The sequence below is a fragment of the Actinomadura sp. WMMB 499 genome (genome assembly GCF_008824145.1).
Taxonomy (GTDB): Bacteria; Actinomycetota; Actinomycetes; order Streptosporangiales; family Streptosporangiaceae; genus Spirillospora.
Map to the genome: position 1 here is coordinate 1,291,503 of NZ_CP044407.1, position 19,893 is coordinate 1,311,395.

At 73.8% G+C, this 19,893-nt stretch carries 17 protein-coding genes; 10 read left to right on the forward strand and 7 right to left on the reverse strand.

What is annotated here, in order from left to right:
* Positions 1 to 153 precede the first annotated feature (153 nt).
* From F7P10_RS05490 to glgX, 3 genes are all read left to right on the forward strand, one after another.
* Positions 154 to 702, forward strand: a complete 549-nt coding sequence (locus F7P10_RS05490; RefSeq protein ID WP_151008360.1) for a DUF4262 domain-containing protein — start codon at positions 154 to 156, stop codon at positions 700 to 702.
* A 42-nt stretch (positions 703 to 744) separates the two neighbouring features.
* Positions 745 to 1,356, forward strand: coding sequence for a GNAT family N-acetyltransferase (locus F7P10_RS05495; protein WP_151008361.1), 612 nt, complete (start codon positions 745 to 747; stop codon positions 1,354 to 1,356).
* 95 nt (positions 1,357 to 1,451) lie between these two features.
* Positions 1,452 to 3,542 carry a glycogen debranching protein GlgX gene (gene glgX, locus F7P10_RS05500; protein ID WP_151008362.1) on the forward strand — a complete coding sequence of 697 codons (2,091 nt, stop codon included), beginning with the start codon at positions 1,452 to 1,454 and terminating at the stop codon, positions 3,540 to 3,542.
* A gap of 26 nt (positions 3,543 to 3,568) precedes the next feature.
* On the opposite strand, the gene F7P10_RS05505 is transcribed toward glgX, so the two are convergent.
* Positions 3,569 to 3,973 carry a hypothetical protein gene (locus F7P10_RS05505; RefSeq protein WP_151008363.1) on the reverse strand — a complete coding sequence of 135 codons (405 nt, stop codon included), beginning with the start codon at positions 3,971 to 3,973 and terminating at the stop codon, positions 3,569 to 3,571.
* Positions 3,974 to 4,081: 108 nt separating this feature from the next.
* On the opposite strand from F7P10_RS05505, the gene F7P10_RS05510 reads away from it, so the two are divergent.
* Entirely contained in the window at positions 4,082 to 4,804 is a 723-nt protein-coding gene (locus F7P10_RS05510) for a pyrimidine reductase family protein (RefSeq protein WP_151008364.1), read from the forward strand.
* On the opposite strand, the gene F7P10_RS05515 is transcribed toward F7P10_RS05510, so the two are convergent.
* Positions 4,783 to 5,478: a dihydrofolate reductase family protein gene (locus tag F7P10_RS05515; protein WP_151008365.1), complete on the reverse strand. Its 696-nt coding sequence runs from the start codon at positions 5,476 to 5,478 to the stop codon at positions 4,783 to 4,785. The two genes, F7P10_RS05510 and F7P10_RS05515, sit on opposite strands and share 22 nt — an antisense overlap.
* 64 nt (positions 5,479 to 5,542) lie before the next feature.
* Here F7P10_RS05515 and F7P10_RS05520 point away from each other — a divergent pair, with 64 nt between their 5' ends.
* The 3 genes from F7P10_RS05520 (at position 5,543) to F7P10_RS05530 (ending at position 8,421) form a co-directional block, all read left to right on the forward strand.
* The gene (locus tag F7P10_RS05520; RefSeq protein ID WP_151008366.1) at positions 5,543 to 6,634 is read left to right on the forward strand and encodes an ATP-dependent DNA ligase; all 1,092 of its coding nucleotides are present in this window, start codon (positions 5,543 to 5,545) and stop codon (positions 6,632 to 6,634) included.
* An 82-nt stretch (positions 6,635 to 6,716) separates the two neighbouring features.
* A complete protein-coding gene (locus tag F7P10_RS05525) occupies positions 6,717 to 7,289 on the forward strand; it encodes a TetR/AcrR family transcriptional regulator (protein WP_151008367.1) in 573 nt (190 codons plus the stop codon).
* A 70-nt stretch (positions 7,290 to 7,359) separates the two neighbouring features.
* A complete protein-coding gene (locus F7P10_RS05530) occupies positions 7,360 to 8,421 on the forward strand; it encodes an SDR family oxidoreductase (protein WP_151008368.1) in 1,062 nt (353 codons plus the stop codon).
* A 72-nt stretch (positions 8,422 to 8,493) separates the two neighbouring features.
* On the opposite strand, the gene F7P10_RS05535 is transcribed toward F7P10_RS05530, so the two are convergent.
* Positions 8,494 to 10,173, reverse strand: coding sequence for an alkaline phosphatase (locus tag F7P10_RS05535; RefSeq protein WP_151008369.1), 1,680 nt, complete (start codon positions 10,171 to 10,173; stop codon positions 8,494 to 8,496).
* A gap of 263 nt (positions 10,174 to 10,436) precedes the next feature.
* Between F7P10_RS05535 and F7P10_RS05540 the strand changes: the two genes are divergently transcribed.
* Positions 10,437 to 12,809: an ATP-binding domain-containing protein gene (locus F7P10_RS05540; RefSeq protein WP_254716418.1), complete on the forward strand. Its 2,373-nt coding sequence runs from the start codon at positions 10,437 to 10,439 to the stop codon at positions 12,807 to 12,809.
* A gap of 72 nt (positions 12,810 to 12,881) precedes the next feature.
* On the opposite strand, the gene F7P10_RS05545 is transcribed toward F7P10_RS05540, so the two are convergent.
* Complete coding sequence (locus F7P10_RS05545) at positions 12,882 to 13,589, reverse strand: FadR/GntR family transcriptional regulator (protein ID WP_151008370.1); 708 nt, start codon at positions 13,587 to 13,589, stop codon at positions 12,882 to 12,884.
* Positions 13,590 to 13,895: 306 nt separating this feature from the next.
* On the opposite strand from F7P10_RS05545, the gene leuA reads away from it, so the two are divergent.
* The gene (leuA, locus tag F7P10_RS05550; RefSeq protein WP_151017851.1) at positions 13,896 to 15,587 is read left to right on the forward strand and encodes a 2-isopropylmalate synthase; all 1,692 of its coding nucleotides are present in this window, start codon (positions 13,896 to 13,898) and stop codon (positions 15,585 to 15,587) included.
* Between the two features lie 66 nt (positions 15,588 to 15,653).
* On the opposite strand, the gene F7P10_RS05555 is transcribed toward leuA, so the two are convergent.
* Entirely contained in the window at positions 15,654 to 16,139 is a 486-nt protein-coding gene (locus tag F7P10_RS05555) for a peptidoglycan-binding protein (protein ID WP_151008371.1), read from the reverse strand.
* Positions 16,140 to 16,463: 324 nt separating this feature from the next.
* Entirely contained in the window at positions 16,464 to 17,348 is an 885-nt protein-coding gene (locus F7P10_RS05560) for a hypothetical protein (RefSeq protein WP_151008372.1), read from the reverse strand.
* 208 nt (positions 17,349 to 17,556) lie between these two features.
* On the opposite strand from F7P10_RS05560, the gene F7P10_RS05565 reads away from it, so the two are divergent.
* On the forward strand, positions 17,557 to 19,497 hold the full coding sequence (locus tag F7P10_RS05565; RefSeq protein WP_151017852.1) for a DNA/RNA non-specific endonuclease: 1,941 nt from the start codon (positions 17,557 to 17,559) through the stop codon (positions 19,495 to 19,497).
* 80 nt (positions 19,498 to 19,577) lie between these two features.
* On the opposite strand, the gene F7P10_RS05570 is transcribed toward F7P10_RS05565, so the two are convergent.
* The gene (locus tag F7P10_RS05570) at positions 19,578 to 19,790 is read right to left on the reverse strand and encodes a DUF4236 domain-containing protein (RefSeq protein WP_151008373.1); all 213 of its coding nucleotides are present in this window, start codon (positions 19,788 to 19,790) and stop codon (positions 19,578 to 19,580) included.
* Positions 19,791 to 19,893 lie beyond the last annotated feature (103 nt).

Here is a 19,893-nt window from a genome sequence, read left to right on the forward strand (position 1 = left end):
AGTGTTTCCCCACTTCTCGACGAGCCGCAAGATCATCGGCCGTAGGTGCTGTTCCTCCGTCCGCCCGGTTCAAACGGCCCCCGCCCGGCCGGCCGCCCGTCCCGCCGCCCGGCCGGGCGCCGCGGGGCGCTCCGATCGCCGTAAGCTTGCGGTATGCCCGACGGTCCGCCCCCTTGTGCGTGCGTGCTCTGCCACGACTACGGCGACCGCGACCGGCTGGACAACTTCCTCCTCCGCACGATGGTCCACATCACCCAGTACGGGTGGAGCGTCGTGCTGCGCCATCCGGACGACGCCGGGCCCGGATGGGCGTACACGATCGGGCTGTGGCACAGCCACCGGGCACCCGAGCTCGCGATCTTCGGCGGCGACGTCTACGAGATGGAGGAGTCGCTCGACCTCCTCGGCCGGGGGACCGCCGAGGGCCGCCCGCCCGCCGAGGGCGAGCGCCGCGACGGCGTCGTCCGCGACCGGCCCGCCGGGTTCCGCGCCATCGACCGCCGCTGGTACGACGCGCTGCTGGGCGGCGCCGTCGCGTTCTACCGGCGGACGCCGCCCCCGTTCCTGCAGGTCCTGTGGCCGAACGAGGACGGCCTGTTCCCCTGGCAGCCCGGCACCGACCTGCCGTTCCGGCGCTCGCAGCCCTGGCTGTGGCTCTCCCCCGGCCAGCACTCCCCCGGGGTGTGGACGCGGCGGCTCTGAGCGGGCCCCGCCCGGGAACGGGACGTGACGTAGGATCGCCGGGTGTACGGGCCGATCGCCGAGACCATCCGGACGCAGCGGCTCGTCCTCGAGCCGCTGGCGCCCCACCACGCCGACGAGATGGCCCCCGTGCTGGACGATCGCCGCCTGCACCGCTACATCGGCGGCGAGCCCCTCACCCTCGACGAGCTCCGCGAGCGCTACGCGCACCTGGCCGCCGGCCCGTCCCCGTTCCACCAGGAGTACTGGCTCAACTGGATCGTCCGCCGCGCCCGCGACGGCCGCGCCATCGGTTACGTGCAGGCGACGGTGCGTCCCGCGCCGGGCCGCTTCGCCGTCGCGCCGCCCGGCTCCGGGTCGACGGTCACCCCGGCGCCGCCCGCCACGGTCGCGTCGGTCGCCTGGGTGATCGGCATGCCCTACCAGGGGTTCGGGTTCGCCACCGAGGCCGCCCGCGCCCTGCTCGGCTGGCTCCGCGACCGGGGCGTCCGCGAGATCGTCGCGCTGATCCACCCCGACAACCGGCCGTCCGAGGCCGTCGCCGCCCGGCTCGGGCTGCGGCCCACGGCCGAGACCGCCGACGACGAGACGGTCTGGCGCCTCCCCGACACGCCCGCCCCGAACACGGCACCCGATCCACGCGCTCAGGGATGACACTCTGATATCGGGCGGTGGCGGGCGGGCAGGAGAGGGGTACGTCAGAATCGGCTGCGCATTGGCGGGGGACGAGACGGCGGGAGTGGAAGAGCATGCTGGAGGTCTGGCCCGGGGATCCGTACCCGCTGGGCGCCACCTGGGACGGCACGGGCACCAACTTCGCGCTGTTCTCGGAGGTGGCCCGGCGGGTCGAGCTGTGCCTGTTCGACGAGCGGGGCCGCGAGACGCGGTACGAGCTCCCCGAGGTGGACGGGTTCGTCTGGCACGGCTACCTGCCCGGGGTCGGGCCCGGACGCCGGTACGGGTACCGGGTGCACGGGCCGTTCGAGCCGCGCGGCGGGCACCGCTGCAATCCGGCGAAGCTGCTGCTGGACCCGTACGGCAAGGCCGTCGAGGGCAACGTGCGGTGGCACGAGTCGCTGTTCTCGTACCGGTTCACCGACCCCGACGCCCTCAACGCGGACGACAGCGCCCCCTACATGCCGAAGAACGTGGTGGTGAACCCGTTCTTCGACTGGGGCGACGACCGGCCGCCGCGCGTCCCCTACCACGAGAGCGTCATCTACGAGGCGCACGTCCGGGGCCTGACGCGGCTGCACCCGGGCGTCCCGGAGGAGCAGCGCGGGACGTACGCGGGGCTGGCGCACCCGGTGATCATCGACCATCTGGCGTCGCTCGGCGTGACGGCCGTGGAACTGATGCCGGTGCACCAGTCGGTGCCCGAGCACGCGCTCGTCGCGCGGGGACTGGACAACTACTGGGGCTACAACACGATCGGGTTCCTCGCGCCGCACAACGCCTACAGCTCGTCCGGGCAGCTCGGCGAGCAGGTGCTGGAGTTCAAGGCGATGGTCCGCGCGCTGCACGAGGCGGGCATCGAGGTGATCCTCGACGTCGTCTACAACCACACCGCCGAAGGCGACCACCTGGGACCGACGCTGTCGTTCCGGGGCATCGACAACGCGTCCTACTACCGGCTGCGCGACGACGACAAGCGCTACCACCTCGACTACACCGGCTGCGGCAACTCGCTGAACGTGCGCAGCCCGCACGCCCTGCAGCTCATCATGGACTCGCTGCGCTACTGGATCCTCGAGATGCGCGTGGACGGCTTCCGCTTCGACCTCGCGTCCGCGCTGGCCCGCGAGCTGCACGACGTCGACCGGCTCGCCGCGTTCTTCGACCTCGTCCAGCAGGACCCGGTCGTCTCCCAGGTGAAGCTGATCGCCGAACCGTGGGACGTCGGCGAGGGCGGCTACCAGGTCGGCAACTTCCCGCCGCTGTGGACCGAGTGGAACGGCAAGTACCGCGACACCGTCCGCGACTTCTGGCGCGGCTCGTACGCGACGATGCCGGAGTTCGCGTCCCGGCTGACCGGCTCGTCCGACCTGTACGAGCACAGCGCGCGCCGCCCGTTCGCGTCCATCAACTTCGTGACCTGCCACGACGGGTTCACCCTGCGGGACCTGGTCTCCTACGACCACAAGCACAACGAGGCGAACGGCGAGGGCAACCGGGACGGCACCGACGACAACCGGTCGTGGAACTGCGGGCACGAGGGCCCGACGCGCGACCCGTCCGTCCGCGCGCTGCGGGCCCGGCAGAAGCGCAACTTCCTCGCGACGCTGTTCCTGTCGCAGGGCGTGCCGATGCTGTCGCACGGCGACGAGCTGGGCCGCACGCAGCGGGGCAACAACAACGCCTACTGCCAGGACAACGAGATCGCTTGGGTGGACTGGGACGACACTGGGGAGGTCGGGTTCGTCCGGTCCCTGGCGCGGCTGCGCCGCGACCACCCGGTGTTCCGGCGCCGCCGGTTCTTCACCGGGACCGGGACGGGCGCCGCCGCAGACATCGCCTGGCTCACTCCCGCCGGGGAGATCATGACCGACCACGACTGGAACGTCGGCTTCGCCAAGTGCCTCGGCGTGTTCCTCAACGGCGACGCCATCACCGAGCCCGACCAGCGCGGCCGCCGGGTCCGGGACGACTCGTTCCTGCTGCTGATCAACGCCGGACCCGACCCCCTGGAGTTCACCCTCCCGGGGGCCGAGTACGGCGAGCGCTGGACGTACACGCTGGACACCGCCGAGCCCGGCGGGGTCGGGGAGCGTCCCCTGGCCAAGGCCCGCGCGACGCTCAAGGTCGCCGACCGCTCCCTGTCGGTACTGCGCCGCGTCTGACCGCCGCGTCCGGCCGCCACGTCCGGTCAGCTTCCGGCGGTCGTCTCCAGCGCGGTCAGGAACACCAGGACGACCGTCGCGACGGCGACCGCGCCGTGCACCGCCACCGCCGTGGCGGGGAACGCCTGCTCGGCACCGCGCGCGTGCTTCCCGCCGCGGCCCACCAGCCAGCGGGTGAACAGCAGGAACCCCTGCAGGACGACCACGATGAGCGCGGCGAACGCCCACCAGGCGTAGGCCGCCTCGGCGGTGACCAGGTGGCCGATCCACAGGGCCAGCCCGCCCGCGGCGGCCAGCGGGTGCCCCGCGACGACGAGGCGCGGGAAGCGCGTCACCTTGGTTCCGAGCCCCCCGTGCACGATCCAGGTGACCAGTAGGTGGCCGCCGGCGAGTGCGGCCAGGACCCATGCTGCGAGTGCGGCGAACTCCACGACCCGCTCCCTCCGTGAGATTCTCACCTCCCCCTACGCCAGTGTCGCCGCCCCATGACGCGAGAAGGGGGAATTCGCACCGATCGCCGTCCACTACCGTGAGGTGCCATGCGGCCGCTGACCTCTTCGCCCGACCAAGTCGACCTCGCCGAGGCGTACGCCTACCCGCCGGAAGGGATGTGGTTGCGCGCCAACATGGTCGCCGGCCTCGACGGGGCCGCCCAGCGCGACGAGCGCAGCGGCGGGCTCGGCAACGAGGCGGACAAGCGGCTGTTCCTGCTGCTGCGCGGCCTCGCCGACGCCGTGATCGTCGGCGCCGGGACCGTCCGCGCCGAGGGCTACGGCCCCGTCCGGCCCATCCCCGAGTGGGGCGACGTCCGGGACGGCCGGACGCCGGTGCCGCCGCTGGTGATCGTCTCCCACTCGCTCGGGCTGGACTTCGACGGGCCGGTGTTCACCGAGGCGCGGGTACCGACGATCGTGCTGACCAGCGCGGACGCCGATCCGGACCGGCTGCGCGCGGCCCGCGAGCACGCCGAGGTCATCATCGCCGGGGAGCGCGCCCTCGACTTCGGCGTCGCGTTCCGGGCGCTCGCGGCGCGGGGCCACCGGCGGCTGCTGGTCGAGGGCGGCCCGTCCGTCCTCGGGCAGGTCGCCGCCGCCGGACTGCTCGACGAGCTGTGCCTGACGCTCAGCCCGATGCTGCTCGGCGGCGACGCGCTGCGGATCCTCGACGGCCCGACCGTGCCCGAACCGGCGGCCTGGAAGCTCGCGCACACCCTCACCGACGAGGACTTCCTCTTCCTCCGCTACACCCGCGCGACCCGGTAGCGGACGAACAGCACGCCCTCGTCCAGGTAGAGCGCCGCCGGTTCCACCGGGATCTCGGCGGGCAGCTCCGTCAGCAGCGGCGTGCGCGGGCCGTGCAGCGCCGGGGCGATGTTGAGGCACAGCTCGTCGACCAGCGACGCGCGGAGCAGCGCGGTGGTCAGGCCGGGCCCGCCCTCGCAGAGCAGGCGCGGTCCCAGCTCCGCGTGCAGGAGCCCGACCGCCTCCCGCAGGTCGATGTCGTCGCCGCCCGCCGCGACCGTCCGGATCCCGGACGGGACGCGCGCGCGGGCACGCTCGGTCGTGACGACCACGGTCGGGGTCTCGGCCTCGGTGAACAGCGGGAGCGTCCAGTCGAGATCGAGCGAGCGGCTCACGACCACGATGGGCGCGGGCGGGCCGCCCCGGCGCGCGCGCAGATCGGGGCGGAGCCGCGCGGGGCCGAGCCGTCCCGTCCGGACGGTCCCCGCCCCGACGAGGATCGCGTCGGCGAGCGCCCGCAGGGTGCGGAACACCCGGAAGTCGGCGGCCCCGCCGAGCCCGTCCGTCCAGCCCTCGGCGTCGGTGACCGAGCCGTCCGCGCTCATCACCATGCCGACCCGCAGGCCGGGCGCGTCGCCGTACTCGACGAAAGGGTCGGCGCCGGACAGTGCGGGTTCGGGCAGCAGGCGGCGCATGAGCCGCAAGGCTAGCCGACCCCCGGGGCCGCGTTCTGTCGGTGCCGGGGCGCAAGATGGTGGCATGGACCTGCCGATCAGTCCGCCGTTCTCGCCGATGCTGGCCAAGGCGGTCAAGACCATGCCCAAGGGCGACCTGCTGTACGAGCCGAAGTGGGACGGTTTCCGCTGCGTCGTCTTCCGCGACGGCGCCGAGGTGGAGCTGGTGAGCCGCGGCGAGAAGCCGCTCACCCGGTACTTCCCCGAGCTGGTGGAGGCGGTGAAGCGGGAGCTGCCGGAGCGGTGCGTGGTGGACGGCGAGATCGTCATGCCGCGGGGCACCCGGCTCGACTTCGACACGCTCCAGCAGCGCATCCACCCCGCCGCGTCCCGCATCAAGCTGCTGTCGGAGCAGACGCCGGCGTCCTTCGTGGCGTTCGACCTGCTCGCCCTCGGCGACGAGTCGTTCATGGACGTGCCGCTGGGCGAGCGGCGGGCGCGGCTCGTCGGCGCGCTCGCCGGGGCGGATGCGCCGGTCCACGTGACGCCCGCGTCCGACTCCTACGAGCTGGCGCTGCGCTGGTTCGAGGAGTTCGAGGGCGCGGGCCTCGACGGCGTCATCGCCAAGCCGCGCGACCTGCCGTACCAGCCCGACAAGCGCGTCCAGTTCAAGGTGAAGCACGAGCGGACGTGCGACTGCGTCGTTGCGGGCTTCCGCTGGCACAAGTCCGGGCCGATCGTCGGGTCCCTCCTGCTCGGTCTCTACAACGACGAGGGCCACCTGCAGCACGTGGGCGTGGCCGCGTCGTTCACGATGAAGCGGCGCGCGGAACTCGTCGACGAGCTGCGGCCGTACCGGATGGAGAGCTACGAGGGCCACCCGTGGGCCGAGTGGGCGCGGCAGACCGAGGCGACGGTCGACCGCATGCCCGGCGCGATCTCCCGCTGGACCGGCAAGAAGGACCTCTCGTGGGTCGCGCTGCGCCCCGAACTGGTCGTGGAGGTGGCCTACGAGGCGATGGAGGGCGACCGGTTCCGCCACACCGCGCGCTTCCGCAACTGGCGCACCGACCGCACGCCCGAGTCGTGCACCTACGAGCAACTGGAGGTCCCGGTGGCTTACGACCTCGACGACATCTTCCGCGGGGAGGCCACCAGCCCCCGCGCCGACCGCTGACGCGCCCGAGTTCGGCGGTGCCGGATCGTCGGGCACGAAGAGTCGGCTGGACGAATTATGTAGATCGGTCTAACCTGTCGCCATGGCGGGCAGAGGGGACGAGACGCGGGCGCGGCTGATCGACGCCACGCGGGCGCTCGTCGAGGAGCGCGGGTACCACGGCACGGGGCTGAACGACGTGATCGCGGCCGGGAAGGCGCCCCGGGGGTCGCTCTACCACCACTTCCCCGGCGGCAAGGACGAACTCGTCGCGGCGGCCGTCGCCGCCTCCGGGCGGGAGATCACCGAGCTCATCGCGGGCCTCGCCGGGGAGGCGTCCGGGACGGCGGAGCTGGCCGAGGCCGTGCTGGACGCGCTGGCCGACCGGATGGAGGCGTCGGGGTACGCCAAGGGGTGCCCGATCGCCACGGTCGCGCTCGAGGCGGCGGCCGGCAACGACGCGCTCCAGCGGGTCTGCGCGGGCGTCTACGGCGGTTGGGAGCGGGCGCTCGCGGACCGCCTGGTCGCCGACGGCCACTCCCCCGGCCGCGCCGCCGACCTGGCGGGTTCCCTGCTCGCGCTCATCGAGGGGGCCCTCGTCCTGGCGCGCGCGCAGCGCGCCCGGACGCCCGTCGAGCGGGCCCGCCGCTCCGCGCGGGCACTGCTGGAGTCCTGACCCCGACCGGGCGGGCGTCGGCCCGCACGCGTGTCCGCAGATTATGCAGATCGGTCTACATGGAGGAACGATGGGCACCGAACCCGACACCCTCGTCGCGGGCGCGACCGGCTTCATCGGCCGGTGGCTGGCGGCGGAACTGCTCGCCCGCGGACGGACGGTCGCCGCGGCCGTCCGGGGCGGACCGGCCCGCGGCGGCGAGCTGCGCGCGTGGCTGCGCGACCACGGCGCCGATGACCGGGCCCTCACCGTCGTGACGACCGACGTCACCCGGCCGGGACTCGCGCTGTCGCCGGACGACGGCGACCTCCTGGGCTCCGTGCGGGACGTCTTCAACGCCGCGGCCGTCTACCGGTTCGGGATGGGGCGCGACGAGGCGCGGCGCGCCAACGTCGACGGCGCGCTGCACGTCGCGCGGTGGGCGGGGTCGCTGCCCCGGCTGCGCCGCCTCGTCCACGTGTCCGGATACCGGGTCGGCGCGGCGGGCGCGCCCCGCCCGGCGCGCGAGTGGGACGCCCTCTACCGGCGGCACGGCGCGTACGAGGCGTCCAAGCGCGAGGGCGACGCGGCGGTGCGGGACCTCGCCGCGCGCGAGCGGATCCCGCTGACCGTGGTCAACCCCTCCGGGGTGATCGGCCACTCGGTCACCGGCGAGGCGGGGCAGTACATCGGCCTGGCCGAGCTGGTGGAGCGGCTCTGGCGGGGGCGGCTGCCGGCCCTGGCGGGGTCGCGGCGCACGTTCGTCCCGGTGGTCACCGTCGACCATCTGGCGCGCTTCATGGCCGCCGTCCCCGAGCACGACGAGGGGCCGGACCGGGCCCACTGGGTCCTGGACGCCGCCACGCCGGAGCTGCCCGAGCTGATCGGGCTGCTCGCGCGGCACCTCGGCGTCCGCGCGCCGCGCGCGGTCGTCCCGGTCGGGCTCGTGCGGCGGCTGCCGCGGGCGCTCACCGGGCTCGATCCCGAGACGCTGGCGTTCCTGTCCGAGGACCGCTACGACACCGCGTCGGCCGACGCGCTGGCCCGCGCCGCCGGGCTGGCGCACCCGCCGGTGGGGGACGCCCTGCGCGCGTGGGCGGACCGGCTCGTCGAGGACGGTTTCGGCCGGGCGCCCCGGTTCGCCGCCGCCTGACGGCCCGGGGGTGACGACCGGCCGGGTCCCGGGCGCGGTGCGCGGCGCCCGGGACCCGGCGGGAGACCCGCGTCAGCGCTGGGTCTCGTTCCGGATGGTCTCCTGGATCAGGTCGTGATCGGACTTGGCGGTCATCTTGGGGGCGTTGAAGGGGCGCAGGTAGGTCTGCTGCACGCCCGGAACCTCGTCCCGGATGACGAACGTGGCCTTGGTCGACGCCTCGGCGACGTGGTCGCGGACGGTCGGGAGGGTCTTGAAGTCGGCCTTCATCTCATGCTTGTCGATCTTCGTGAGCACGTAGCCGCGCTGGTTGTTGTAGAAGCGCAGGTGCGGGTTGATCGTGAGGAAGGGGTGGTCGGCCGGGTCGGAGTCGGTGCCGTCGCCGCCGCTGGTGACGGACGTGGCGACGAGCTCGGAGCCGACGGTCGGCGAGGCCGGGTCGTCGTAGTCGAGCTTGAGGTCGCTCGCCCAGTGGGCGTGCACGTCGCCGGTGAGGACGACGGGGTTGCGGACCTTCCAGTTCAGCCAGCCTTCGGTGATGCGCCTGCGGGACGCGACATAGCCGTCCCAGCCGTCCATCGAGGTGATCTTGGCGGGCCCGGCGTTGTTGTCGCGCTGGGCGAAGAAGACCTGCTGGCCGATGACGTCCCAGCGGGCGCCGGACTTCCGGAACCCGTCGAGCAGCCACTTCTCCTGCGCGTCGCCGGTGATGGAGCGCTTGGGGTCGGTGGCCTCGGGGCAGTCCTTGTAGCCGTCGCCGCAGCCCTGGTCGTCGCGGAACTGGCGGGTGTCGAGCATGTGGAAGTTGGCGAGCTTGCCCCAGCGGACGCGCCGGTAGATCTGCATGTCCGGGCCGTTCGGGATGGAGCGGCGGCGCAGCGGCATGTTCTCGTAGTACGCCTTGAAGGCGGCGACGCGGCGGCGCCGGAAGGCGGCCGGGTCGGGCGTGTCGGAGCCCGCCTCGGGCACGTCGTCGGCCCAGTTGTTCTCGACCTCGTGGTCGTCGAACACGACGAGCCAGGGGGCGGCGGCGTGCGCGGCCTGCAGGTCGGGGTCGGACTTGTACTGGGCGTGCCGCTGCCGGTAGCCCGCGAGCGTGACGGTCTCGGGGCCCCGGTGGTCGCGGACGTTCCCGGCCGGGATCGTGTAGTCGTTCGGCTTGTACTCGTACTGGTAGTCGCCGAGGTGCAGGATCAGGTCGGGGTGCTCCTCGGCGAGCCGCCGGTACGCCGTGAAGTAACCGTGCTCGAACTGGGAGCACGAGGCGAACGCCATGGCGAGGGCCGGCCCGAACGAGTCGAGGCGGGGCGCGGTCACCGTCCGGCCGACCGGCGAGAAGTGGTTGCCGACGCGGAACCGGTACCAGTACTCGCGGCCGTGGCGCAGCCCGTTCGGCTCGACGTGCACGGAGTGGCCCGCCGCGGGCCGCGCGACCGCCTTGCCGCGCCGCTCGACCTTGCGGAACCGCTCGTCCGACGCGATCTCCCAGTGGACGTCGATGTTCCGGTTCGGCATCCCGCCGCGGCCGTCCTCGGCCAGCGGGTCGAGGGCGAGCCGGGTCCAGAGGACGAACCCGTCGGGCTCGGGGTCGCCGGACGCGACGCCGAGCGTGAACGGGTCGCCGGCCAGGGTCCGGGCACGGGGCGCGGCGTGGGCCGTGCCGGGGACGGCGGAGACGGTGGCGGCCGTGCCGACAGCGAGTCCGGTGGTGACGAGGAAGGAACGCCGGTCGAGCTTGGGCGCGTCGGCCATAGGGAGCGACCTTTCGGAAGAGTCCGGCATCGATCGCCGGTCAGCCTCGCGAAGGTCGGTGACCGAAAGGCACCGCGCAGATGACGCACCGCGCAACAGAGGTGATCTTTTCGGAAGATCATCCGCAGGGGGTGCGAGAGAATGCTAGGATAACGGGTTACGTGCAGACACAGTAAACCCATTCCTACGTATAGGAGTGTACTCAACACATGGGACTCCGTCAATCCAGCGTTGTCAAGTCCGCGGGGACCGGGGCAGGGGACATGACCGGGGAGATGGCCGGGGACACGACCGGGGACGCGGCGCGGCACGAGGCCGTCCGCGTGGAGCAGGAGCACGTCACGCGCCTGTACGGGCGGCTCGACGCCGAGCGGGCCAAGGCCGAGGCGGCGCTGCGCGAGGGGCCCGCGGCGGGCGGCGGCAGCGCGTTCCAGGCGCGCGTGGAGAGCGCCGTGGCCACCGACGAGGCCGCCCGCCGGCTGGCCCGGCTCGGCGGCGTCGAGGACGGGCTGTGCTTCGGCCGCATCGACCACCGGGCCGACGGCGAGGGGCCGGGCGACACGTTCTACATCGGCCGGATCGGGCTGCGCGACGAGGTCGGCGAGCCGCTGCTGATCGACTGGCGCGCCGGTGCGGCCCGTCCGTTCTACACCGCGACGCCCGGCGCGCCCGGCACCCTGGCGCGCCGCCGGCACCTGCACCTGCGGCGCCGCGAGGTCGCCCGGCTGGACGACGAGGTGTTCGACCTCGACGGGCTGGCGGAGCCGGAGCGGCGGACCCTCGTCGGGGAGGCCGCCCTCCTCGCGACGCTGCGCAAGGGGCGGACGGGCCGGATGAGCGACGTCGTCGCCACCATCCAGCAGGAGCAGGACGAGGTGATCCGCGCGGGGCTGCCGGGCGTGCTGGTGGTGCAGGGCGGTCCGGGCACCGGCAAGACCGTCGCGGCGCTGCACCGGGCCGCGTTCCTGCTCTACACGCACCGCGACGTGCTCGAACGCCGCGGCGTCCTGGTGGTCGGGCCGAACGCGACGTTCCTGCGCTACATCGAGCAGGTCCTCCCGGGGCTCGGCGAGACCGACGTCGTGCTCGCCACCGTCGGGGAGCTGTATCCGGGGACGCGCGCGACCGCGGCCGACGCGCCGGACGTCGCGGTGGTGAAGGGCGATCCGCGCATGGCGGACCTCGTGGCGGAGGCCGTCCGGGACCGGCAGCGCGCCCCGGAGGACGGCCTGGAGGTGGAGGCCGACGGCATGACGCTGAGGGTGTCGCCCGAGGACTGCGCGCGCGCCCGTGACCGTGCGCGCGCGCTGCGGGTGCCCCACAACGTGCAGCGGCGCCGCTTCGTGCACGACATGCTGGCGGCGCTCGCGCTGAACCGGGCCGAGCAGTACGACCGGATGGTCGACGAGCCGCTGGAGGAGATCGTTCGCGCGGGCGGGCTCCCGGAGTGGCTGAAGGAGCTGATGGAGGAGGCCGAGGACTCCCCGCTGCTGGACGAGGAGGACCTGCGGCTCGCGAAGGAGGCGCTCTGGCTCGATCCGGAGGTCCGCCCGGCGATCGACGCGCTGTGGCCGGAGCTGACGCCGCAGCGGCTGCTGTCGGACCTGTTCGCCGACCCCGAGGGCCTCGCCCGGATCGGCGGGCGCGCGGGCCTGCGGCCGTCCGAGGCCGCGCTCCTGGAGCGTCCGGACGGGGCGGAGTGGACGGTGGCGGACGTCCCGTTGCTGGACGAGGCCGCCGAGTGGCTCGGCGTCGACGATTCGGCCGACCGGGCACGCGCGCGCGCCGCCGAGGCGGCCCGCGCGCACGAGGAGAGGTACGCCCGCGAGGTGCTGGAGAGCCGCGACGACTCCCAGCTGCTCAACGCCGCCGACGTGATCGACGCCGCGGGCCTCGCCGGGCGGCACCACGACGACGGCCCGCCGCGCACCACCGCCCAGCGCGCGATGGCCGACCGCGAGTGGGCCTACGGGCACGTCATCGTGGACGAGGCGCAGGAGCTGTCGGCGATGGCGTGGCGGACGATCATGCGGCGGGTGCCGACCCGGTCCCTCACCGTCGTCGGCGACATCGCGCAGACCGGCAGCGCCGCCGGGGCCGCCTCGTGGGGGCAGATGCTCGACCCGTACGTCCCGGGCCGGTGGCGGGAGCAGCGGCTCATGGTCAACTACCGGACGCCGGGCACGATCATGCGGGTCGCGGCGGAGGTCCTCGCCGCCGTCGATCCGGGCCAGACGCCGCCGGAATCGGTCCGCGACGACGAGGCCCCGCCGCGCGCCGTCGAGCTGCCGGTGGCCGGGGTGCCCGCGCTGGTCGGCGACGAGCTGGACGCCGTCGGCGAGGGCCGGCTCGCGGTGATCGTCTCGGCCGCACGGCACGCGGACGTCCGCGCCGTCCTGCCCGGCGCCGCCGCCGGGGCCACGCCGGAGGCACTCGACTCCCCCGTCGTGGTGCTGACCACCGAGGAGGCGAAGGGGCTGGAGTTCGACGCGGTGGTCCTCGTCGACCCCGCGGGGGTGCTGGCCGGATCCCCGAAGGGCGGCCAGGACCTGTACGTCGCCCTGACCCGCGCCACCCGCCGCCTCACGGTCGTCCACGCGGGCGACCTCCCGCCCGTCCTGGCGTCCCTGGCCTGACGCCCGGCGGCGCACCGCGAGAGCACCGCGCCGAACGGCACGCCGACCGCGTCCGGCCGACGCCGGACGCGGTCAGCGGCGGCGCAGGCCGGTGAGGGTCTGCTCCAGCTCGGCGGCGATGATGCGGGCGGCGGCGGCCGGGTCGCGGTCGCGCACGGCCTCGACCAGCGCGGCGTGCGCGTCCCGTCCGTGGTCGAGGTCGTGGCGGCGGACGTCCACGAACGACGCCAGCTCGAGCAGGCCCTCGCGCAGGACGGGGACGAACTCGGCGAACAGGTCGGTCAGGATCGGGTTGTGCGCGGCCCGGACGATCGCCGCGTGCAGGGCGATGTCGGCGTCGATGAACGCCTCGACCTGCGGGCCCGCGGCGGCGTCGGCCGGGCGGGCGGCGTCCCGGGCGGCGAGGGCGCGGTCGATCGCGGCCAGGTCGGCGTCGGTGCGGCGGACGGCGGCCAGCTCGGTGGCGCGCCCCTCGATCATCTCGCGGATCTCGTACACGTCGGCGACCGACGCGCGGCGCAGCCGGGCCCGCCAGTCCTCCTCCGGTTCGGTCGCGAGGACGAACACGCCCGCGCCCTGCCGCGCCTGGACGAGCCCGGCGCCCGCGAGGGCGCGCAGCGCCTCGCGCACGGTCGAGCGGCCCACGCCCAGCTCCCTGGCGAGCGTCGTCTCGCCGGGCAGCCGCGCCCCGACCGGCCAGGTGCCGTCCGCGATCTGCGCGCGCAGCCGCTGCGCGGCCTGCTCGACGAGCGGGCTGGGACGGAGCGGGCCGAGCGGCATGCGGGTCCTTCCGGGGACGCGGGACCGGACCACGGTAGCGCGGAACCGAACCGCGGCACGGAACCAACTTGTCTGAGGACCTGAGGTGTGGCTAGAGTGCCCGGTATGGCGTGGCAGGCCCTTCTTCTCGGCCGCCGCGGCGGGGCCTGATCCGACCGGCACCCCGCCGCGGGGTCCGGTGCCGCCGGTCGTCCGACCGGACATCCGAGGAGAACCTCCGTGCGCCACGCCTTCCCGACCCTCCGGACACCCGGCGGCCCCGTCCCGTCCGGGGCGCCGTTCTGGAACCCGCAGCGCGGCGGCGCGATGCCGTCGCACCGGTACCGCTCCGTGCACGACCGCGCGCCGTCGCCCGTCCCCGACGTCGACCGGACCTGGCCGTCCCGCCGCCTGGAGCACCCGCCGCTGTGGGTGCCGGTCGACCTGCGCGACGGCAACCAGGCGCTCGCCGAACCGATGGATCCCGGCCGCAAGGCCCGCATGTTCGACCTGTTCGTCGCGATGGGCTTCAAGGAGATCGAGGTCGGCTACCCGTCGGCGAGCGCGACCGACTTCGCGTTCGTCCGCCGCCTGGCCGAGACCGGGTTCCCGGACGACGTCACCCCCGTCGTGTTCACGCCCGCGCGCCGCGACCTCATCGAGCGGACGTTCGCCTCCATCGAGGGCCTGCCCCGCGCGGTCGTCCACCTGTACACCGCGACCGGCCCGGCGTGGCGCGACGTCGTCCTGCGCGAGGACCGGGACGGCGTGCGGCGGCTGGTCCTCGACGGCGCCGCGGACGTCGCGCGCCGCGGGGGCCCCGGCGTCCGGTTCGAGTTCTCGCCCGAGACGTTCAACTTCACCGAACCCGACTTCGCGCTCGAGGTCTGCGACGCCGTCACCGGCCTGTGGGACGCCTCCCCCGACCGTCCCGTCGTCCTGAACCTGCCCGCGACCGTCGAGATCGCCACCCCGAACGTGTACGCCGACCAGATCGAGTACATGCACCGCAACGTGGCCCGGCGCGACTCGGTGATCCTCTCGGTGCACCCGCACAACGACCGCGGGACCGGCGTCGCGTGCGCCGAGCTGGCGATGCTCGCGGGCGCCCAGCGCGTCGAGGGGTGCCTGTTCGGCAACGGCGAGCGCACCGGCAACGTCGACCTCGTCACGCTCGCGCTGAACCTGCACGCCCAGGGCGTCGATCCCCTGCTCGACCTCTCCGACATCGACGAGATCCGCCGCACCGCCGAGCACTGCAACCGGCTGCCCGTCCACGAACGCCACCCCTACGGCGGCGACCTCGTCTACACCGCGTTCTCGGGCACGCACCAGGACGCGATCGCCAAGGGCATGGCGCACCACGCGAAGCGCGCCGCCGAACTGGGCGTCCCGCCCGAGCGGGCGCCGTGGGACGTCCCGTACCTGCCGATCGACCCCGCCGACGTGGGCCGCGGGTACGAGGCCGTCATCCGGGTGAACAGCCAGTCCGGCAAGGGCGGCATCGCCTACCTGCTGCGCACCGGGTACGGGCTCGACCTGCCGCGCCGCCTGCAGATCGAGTTCTCCCGCGTGGTGCAGGAGGCGACGGACGGCAGCGGCGCGGAGGTGACCGCCGGGCAGCTGTGGGACCTGTTCCGCGCCGAGTACCTCGACCGCGCCGACGCGGGCCCGGTCGCGCTGACCGGCTGGCGGACGTCGCACACCGGCCCCGCCCGGCACGACTTCACCGGGACCGTGACGGTGGACGGCCGCGCCGCGGAGCACACCGGCGGCGGCAACGGTCCGATCGACGCGCTCACCGCCGCGCTGGCCGCCGCGGGGGTGCGGGTGGACGTGCTCCGCTTCGCCGAGCACTCGACCGAGGCGGCGCCGTCCGGCGGCGCGTCCCCCGCCGTCGCCTACGCCGAGTGCCGCGTCGACGGCGCCGTCCGCTGGGGCGCGGGCCGCGACACCTCGGTCCTGGCCGCGTCCGTGCGCGCCGTCCTGTCGGCGGTGAACCGGGCGAAGACGACGTAGCGGGTGCCGGCCTCGCCACGGGCCGGCGTGCCGGGGGCACGCCGGCCCGGGTGCCCGGTGCCGTTCTCACATGGCCGCCACGGGGACCTTCTCCAGCCAGGCCGCGTCCCAGGTGTCATGATCGACCTTGCCGGTCACCGGCAGCTGCTTGAACCGCTGCAGCTCCTTGCAGACGCTCTCGGTCTGCGGCCCGAAATCGCCGTCGACCTGGAGCTTCGGCCAGCCGCGGTTGTTCACCTGGCGCTGCCACTTCCGGACGTGCTCGTTGTTGAAGTCGCCCCGCTGCAGCGTGCGGTCGGGCGCCTGCGGCGGAGTGGTGCTCGCGGCCTCCCAGGTGGCCTTCCAGGTGATCGGGCCCACGATGCCGTCGATCTCCAGGCGGTGCTCCATCTGGAAGTTGGCGCACAGCCGCTTGCTCTCCTCGCCGTAGACGCCGTCCACGGCGATGTGCCAGCCGCGATCCCGCATCTGCTGCTGCCACGTCCGGACGGTGGCGGTCCGGGTGGGCGGCGGGAACTTCAGCACCGGCGGCTTGTATTCCGGTGTCGTCATGACTCCTCCTCGGGTTGGAAACGGTTCCGGCGAGGGCCCGATCGGGACGGGTACCGTCGGACGCCCGTCCGTTCGGTGACGGGCCGCGCCGCCGCGTGGCCTCTCGATATGCGGCCACGCCTCTTCCTTGGTATGACGGTACGCCGGAAATGTCGAGTTCAATTTCCGCCTTTTACTGCTGATGGAGCGAACTGTGACGCATATACTTTAAGGCAACACAATTCGACCGGCAGGTGTTGAGAATTGAATAATCTCAGCCGGATGCACGGCACCGGCCGGGGCCGGAGACGGCGGGTTCGCCGCGTCCGGGGACCGCGTCCGCGGTCAGCCGCGGGCGAGCGCCTCGCCGATGGGACGCGCGACGTCGGAATGCCCCAGGTACCGCTCGATCAGGTGGGGGCGGTCGCCGTTCTCCACTCTGATGTCGGTGAGGGGATCGCCGTAGGCGGGGCGCAGCGGATGGCCCAGGGCCACGACGTCCCGGACGTCGTACGCGCTGAACCAGGGCACCGTGGGGCCGGGGTGCCGGGCACCGGGCGGGCGCATGTTGCGCTGCACCGCCTCGAGGCCCAGCGGTGAGCCCGCGGTGATCCACGCGATGGTGCGCCCCCGCACGTCCGCCTCGGCGAGCAGGTCGCGGGCCACGACGGTGCCGAGGCTGTGGGCGACCAGGACCAGCGGCCCCGAGGCGGGCAGGCCGCGGCGGACGGTATCCAGGACCTCGGCGCGGGCATGGGTGAGGTAGACCGCGACGTCGCGCAGCTGCGCGGAGATGATCTCCTGGTCCACCCGCGTCCGGCGGGCGATCTCGGCGAGGAGCCGGCGGGCGACGTCCCAGGACAGCACCCGGTCCGGGGACCATTCCAGCGCCTCGGGGCGCGGGCCCTCCGGGACGAGGGCGGCGGCCATGTCGGCGACGAGCCGGCTCTCGACCTCGTCCACGTCGGCGGGCATGTCCGGATCCAGCGGCCCCTGCGCGTCGCCGGCGCGGGGAAGGTTCTCCAGGTGGAGGCGGGTCCCGGCCAGCTTCGCGGTGGCGTCGTGGAGGGCGGTGCCGTAGTAGGGAAACGACATGCGGCCCGGTGCGAGGGCGGGCAGCCCCGCCCTGCCGAGCCCGGCGTTGAGAGCGGCCAGCCAGTCGCGCGCGAGATCCGCGGGATCGCGGCCTTCCTGGCGGCGCCCGTGCAGGAATACGGCGGTGGCCGTCACGGCGCCTCACCGTCCGCTCCGGGGCGCGACATGGTGCGCCCGCTCCGTGCTCCACGCATATGGTCACCTCCGGGTACGTCCCCTCCGCTTACAACCTTTCTCGCTGTCAGGCAAAAATGGCAACCAGCCTATGGCCAAATCGCACGATGGCTGGGCACATTGCAATTAATCCTGAACTTCCAGCCTATTTAACGATTGGATGATGATCATGAGACTGCTGGAGCGGGAGCAGGAGCGGCGGCAGCGGGAAGCGGCCGCGCAGCGGGTGGCGGAGCGCGCCGCGGAGCGGCGGGGTAACGAACGGGTGCTGGCCTCGCCGGGCGGAGTCGCCGAGGCCGACACGCCGGAGCGGATCGCCGAGCGGATCGACCGGCTCAACCGGTTCTACGGCGACGGGAACCTGGTGGAGCCGGCCGGGGCGGCTCCGGCGGCGCGCCTCGAGAAGATCATCAACACGGTCGACTACGTCGGCGTGCGCTACCTGGACGCGGGGGTGGTCGCCGCGCGAACCGTCGGGCGGGTCGACATCCGGGACGGCCGCGGCCGGACGGCGGGGTACGGCACCGGATCCATGGTCTCCTCCAGCCTGCTGCTGACCAACCACCACGTGCTCCCCGACGTCGAAACGGCCCGCGCCAGCGTCATCGAGTTCGACTACCAGGACGGCGTGGACGGACGGCCGCTCGCGCCCCGGACGTTCCCGCTCGACCCGGACCGCTTCTTCGTCGCCGACGCCGAGCTCGACTTCGCCCTGGTCGCGGTGATGTCGCCGGACGGCGGGCTCGCGGGGTACGGCCACAACCGGCTGGTCGAGGCGGCGGGCAAGACGATCATCGGGGAGTTCGTCACGATCATCCAGCATCCGCGCGGGGACAAGAAGCAGGTCTCGCTTCGGGAGAACAAGATCGTCGACGTTCCCGAGCGGCACCTGCACTACGCGGCCGACACCGAGCCCGGGTCGTCCGGCTCACCGGTGTTCAACGACCAGTGGGAGGTCGTCGCGCTGCACCACGCGAGCGTCCCCGTGCCCGAGCAGCAGGAGCTCGGCGGTTTCGTCAACGAGGGGGTGCGCATCAGCCGCGTCTGCCGGGCGATCCGGGAGGCGCCGCTGTCCCCGGAGCAGCGCGCGCTCGCCGACGAGCTCTTCGCCCGCGAACGGATCGAGCAGGCCGTCACCGCTTCCGCGCCCGCGGCGGTGCCCGTCCCGCTCGCCGCCGCCGCGCCGTCCGACGGGCTGAAGCTCGTCGTCCCGGGGCCGATCGACATCACGCTGCGGCTCGCGGACGGTGACGGGGACGGGCGGGTCGCGGGCGAGCGGGCGGCGACGGCGCTCGAAGCCGGCTACAGCGACCGGGAGGGCTACGATCCCGCGTTCCTGGCCCGCCCGCTCCCGCTGCCCGTGCCGTCGCCCGACCTGGCGGCCCTCGTCTCGGCGGAACTGCGCTACCACCACTTCAGCGTCGTCATGCACCGGCAGCGGAAACTCGCGCTGTTCACCGCCTGCAACATCGACGGCGGGCAGGCGCGGCGGCCGCGCCGTGACCGGGACCGCTGGTCCTTCGACCCCCGGCTGCCCGCCGCCGAGCAGGCGGGCGAGGAGCTCTACGGCGACCCCGAGCTCGACCGCGGCCACCTCGTCCGCCGCCTCGACCCGGCCTGGGGCACCGAAGCGCGGGCCGGGGCCGCCTGCGCCGACACCTTCCACTACACCAACGCCTCCCCGCAGCACCACGATTTCAACGCCGGCGCGACGCTCTGGCTCGGCCTCGAGGACTACGTCCTGCGCAACGCCGACAACCGCGACCTGACCGTCAGCGTGTTCACCGGCCCGGTCCTGGCCCCGGACGACGACGTCCACCGCGGGATCGGCCTGCCCCGCCAGTTCTGGAAGATCGTCGCGATGACGCGGGAGGACGGCGCGCTGTCGGTGACCGGCTACCTGCTCAGCCAGGCGGCGCTCATCGCCGGCCTCCCCGGCGAGGAGGAGTTCTCGTACGGCGCGTACCGGACTTACCAGGTCCCGGTGCGCAGCATCGGCACCCTGACGGACCTGAACCTGGACGCGCACGTCCAGGCCGATCCGCTGGAGGGACGGGAGGCGTTCCCCGTACCCCGCGAAGTGGTCCGTCCCGAAGACCTCGTCCTTTGATCCCCGCTCCCCGAGCCCGTACGGCGGCCTCCGCGAATCGCGGAGGCCGCCGGACTTTCGCGGCCCCCCGGCGGGAGGGATCAGCGGCGGCGGGTGGTGCGGCGGGAACCGCTGCGGATACGGCGGCGCCAGGACAGGCCCGTCCCGGGGATCCGGAGGGTGAGGTAGCGGTGCCCGTGCGCGGAACGCGTGTAGCGGGCACCGCGCGCGCCGACGCTGTGCCCGACGCCGGCCCGCGACAGGTTGAGGCGGAAGGGTCCGAGTCGGATCGATTTTCGGTAATGCCATCCCATGCGGAGGCCCTTTCCCCTTCCTGGAGGGCTTGCACCTCGCCGCCCGCACCGGACGGCCGGACACAAGGGCAGGACATGACCAAAAACCCCGCGAGTTAGCAGA

Coding starts and splice junctions, on each gene's coding strand:
- F7P10_RS05510 (WP_151008364.1), top strand. CDS start 4,082: ATGCGGCCGCTGACCTCTTCGCCCGACCAAGTCGACCTCGCCGAGGCG.
- F7P10_RS05525 (WP_151008367.1), top strand. CDS start 6,717: ATGGCGGGCAGAGGGGACGAGACGCGGGCGCGGCTGATCGACGCCACG.
- F7P10_RS05490 (WP_151008360.1), top strand. CDS start 154: ATGCCCGACGGTCCGCCCCCTTGTGCGTGCGTGCTCTGCCACGACTAC.
- F7P10_RS05515 (WP_151008365.1), bottom strand. CDS start 5,478: ATGCGCCGCCTGCTGCCCGAACCCGCACTGTCCGGCGCCGACCCTTTC.
- F7P10_RS05530 (WP_151008368.1), top strand. CDS start 7,360: ATGGGCACCGAACCCGACACCCTCGTCGCGGGCGCGACCGGCTTCATC.
- F7P10_RS05555 (WP_151008371.1), bottom strand. CDS start 16,139: ATGACGACACCGGAATACAAGCCGCCGGTGCTGAAGTTCCCGCCGCCC.
- F7P10_RS05570 (WP_151008373.1), bottom strand. CDS start 19,790: ATGGGATGGCATTACCGAAAATCGATCCGACTCGGACCCTTCCGCCTC.
- F7P10_RS05520 (WP_151008366.1), top strand. CDS start 5,543: ATGGACCTGCCGATCAGTCCGCCGTTCTCGCCGATGCTGGCCAAGGCG.
- F7P10_RS05545 (WP_151008370.1), bottom strand. CDS start 13,589: ATGCCGCTCGGCCCGCTCCGTCCCAGCCCGCTCGTCGAGCAGGCCGCG.
- F7P10_RS05565 (WP_151017852.1), top strand. CDS start 17,557: ATGAGACTGCTGGAGCGGGAGCAGGAGCGGCGGCAGCGGGAAGCGGCC.
- glgX (WP_151008362.1), top strand. CDS start 1,452: ATGCTGGAGGTCTGGCCCGGGGATCCGTACCCGCTGGGCGCCACCTGG.
- leuA (WP_151017851.1), top strand. CDS start 13,896: ATGCCGTCGCACCGGTACCGCTCCGTGCACGACCGCGCGCCGTCGCCC.
- F7P10_RS05535 (WP_151008369.1), bottom strand. CDS start 10,173: ATGGCCGACGCGCCCAAGCTCGACCGGCGTTCCTTCCTCGTCACCACC.
- F7P10_RS05540 (WP_254716418.1), top strand. CDS start 10,437: ATGACCGGGGAGATGGCCGGGGACACGACCGGGGACGCGGCGCGGCAC.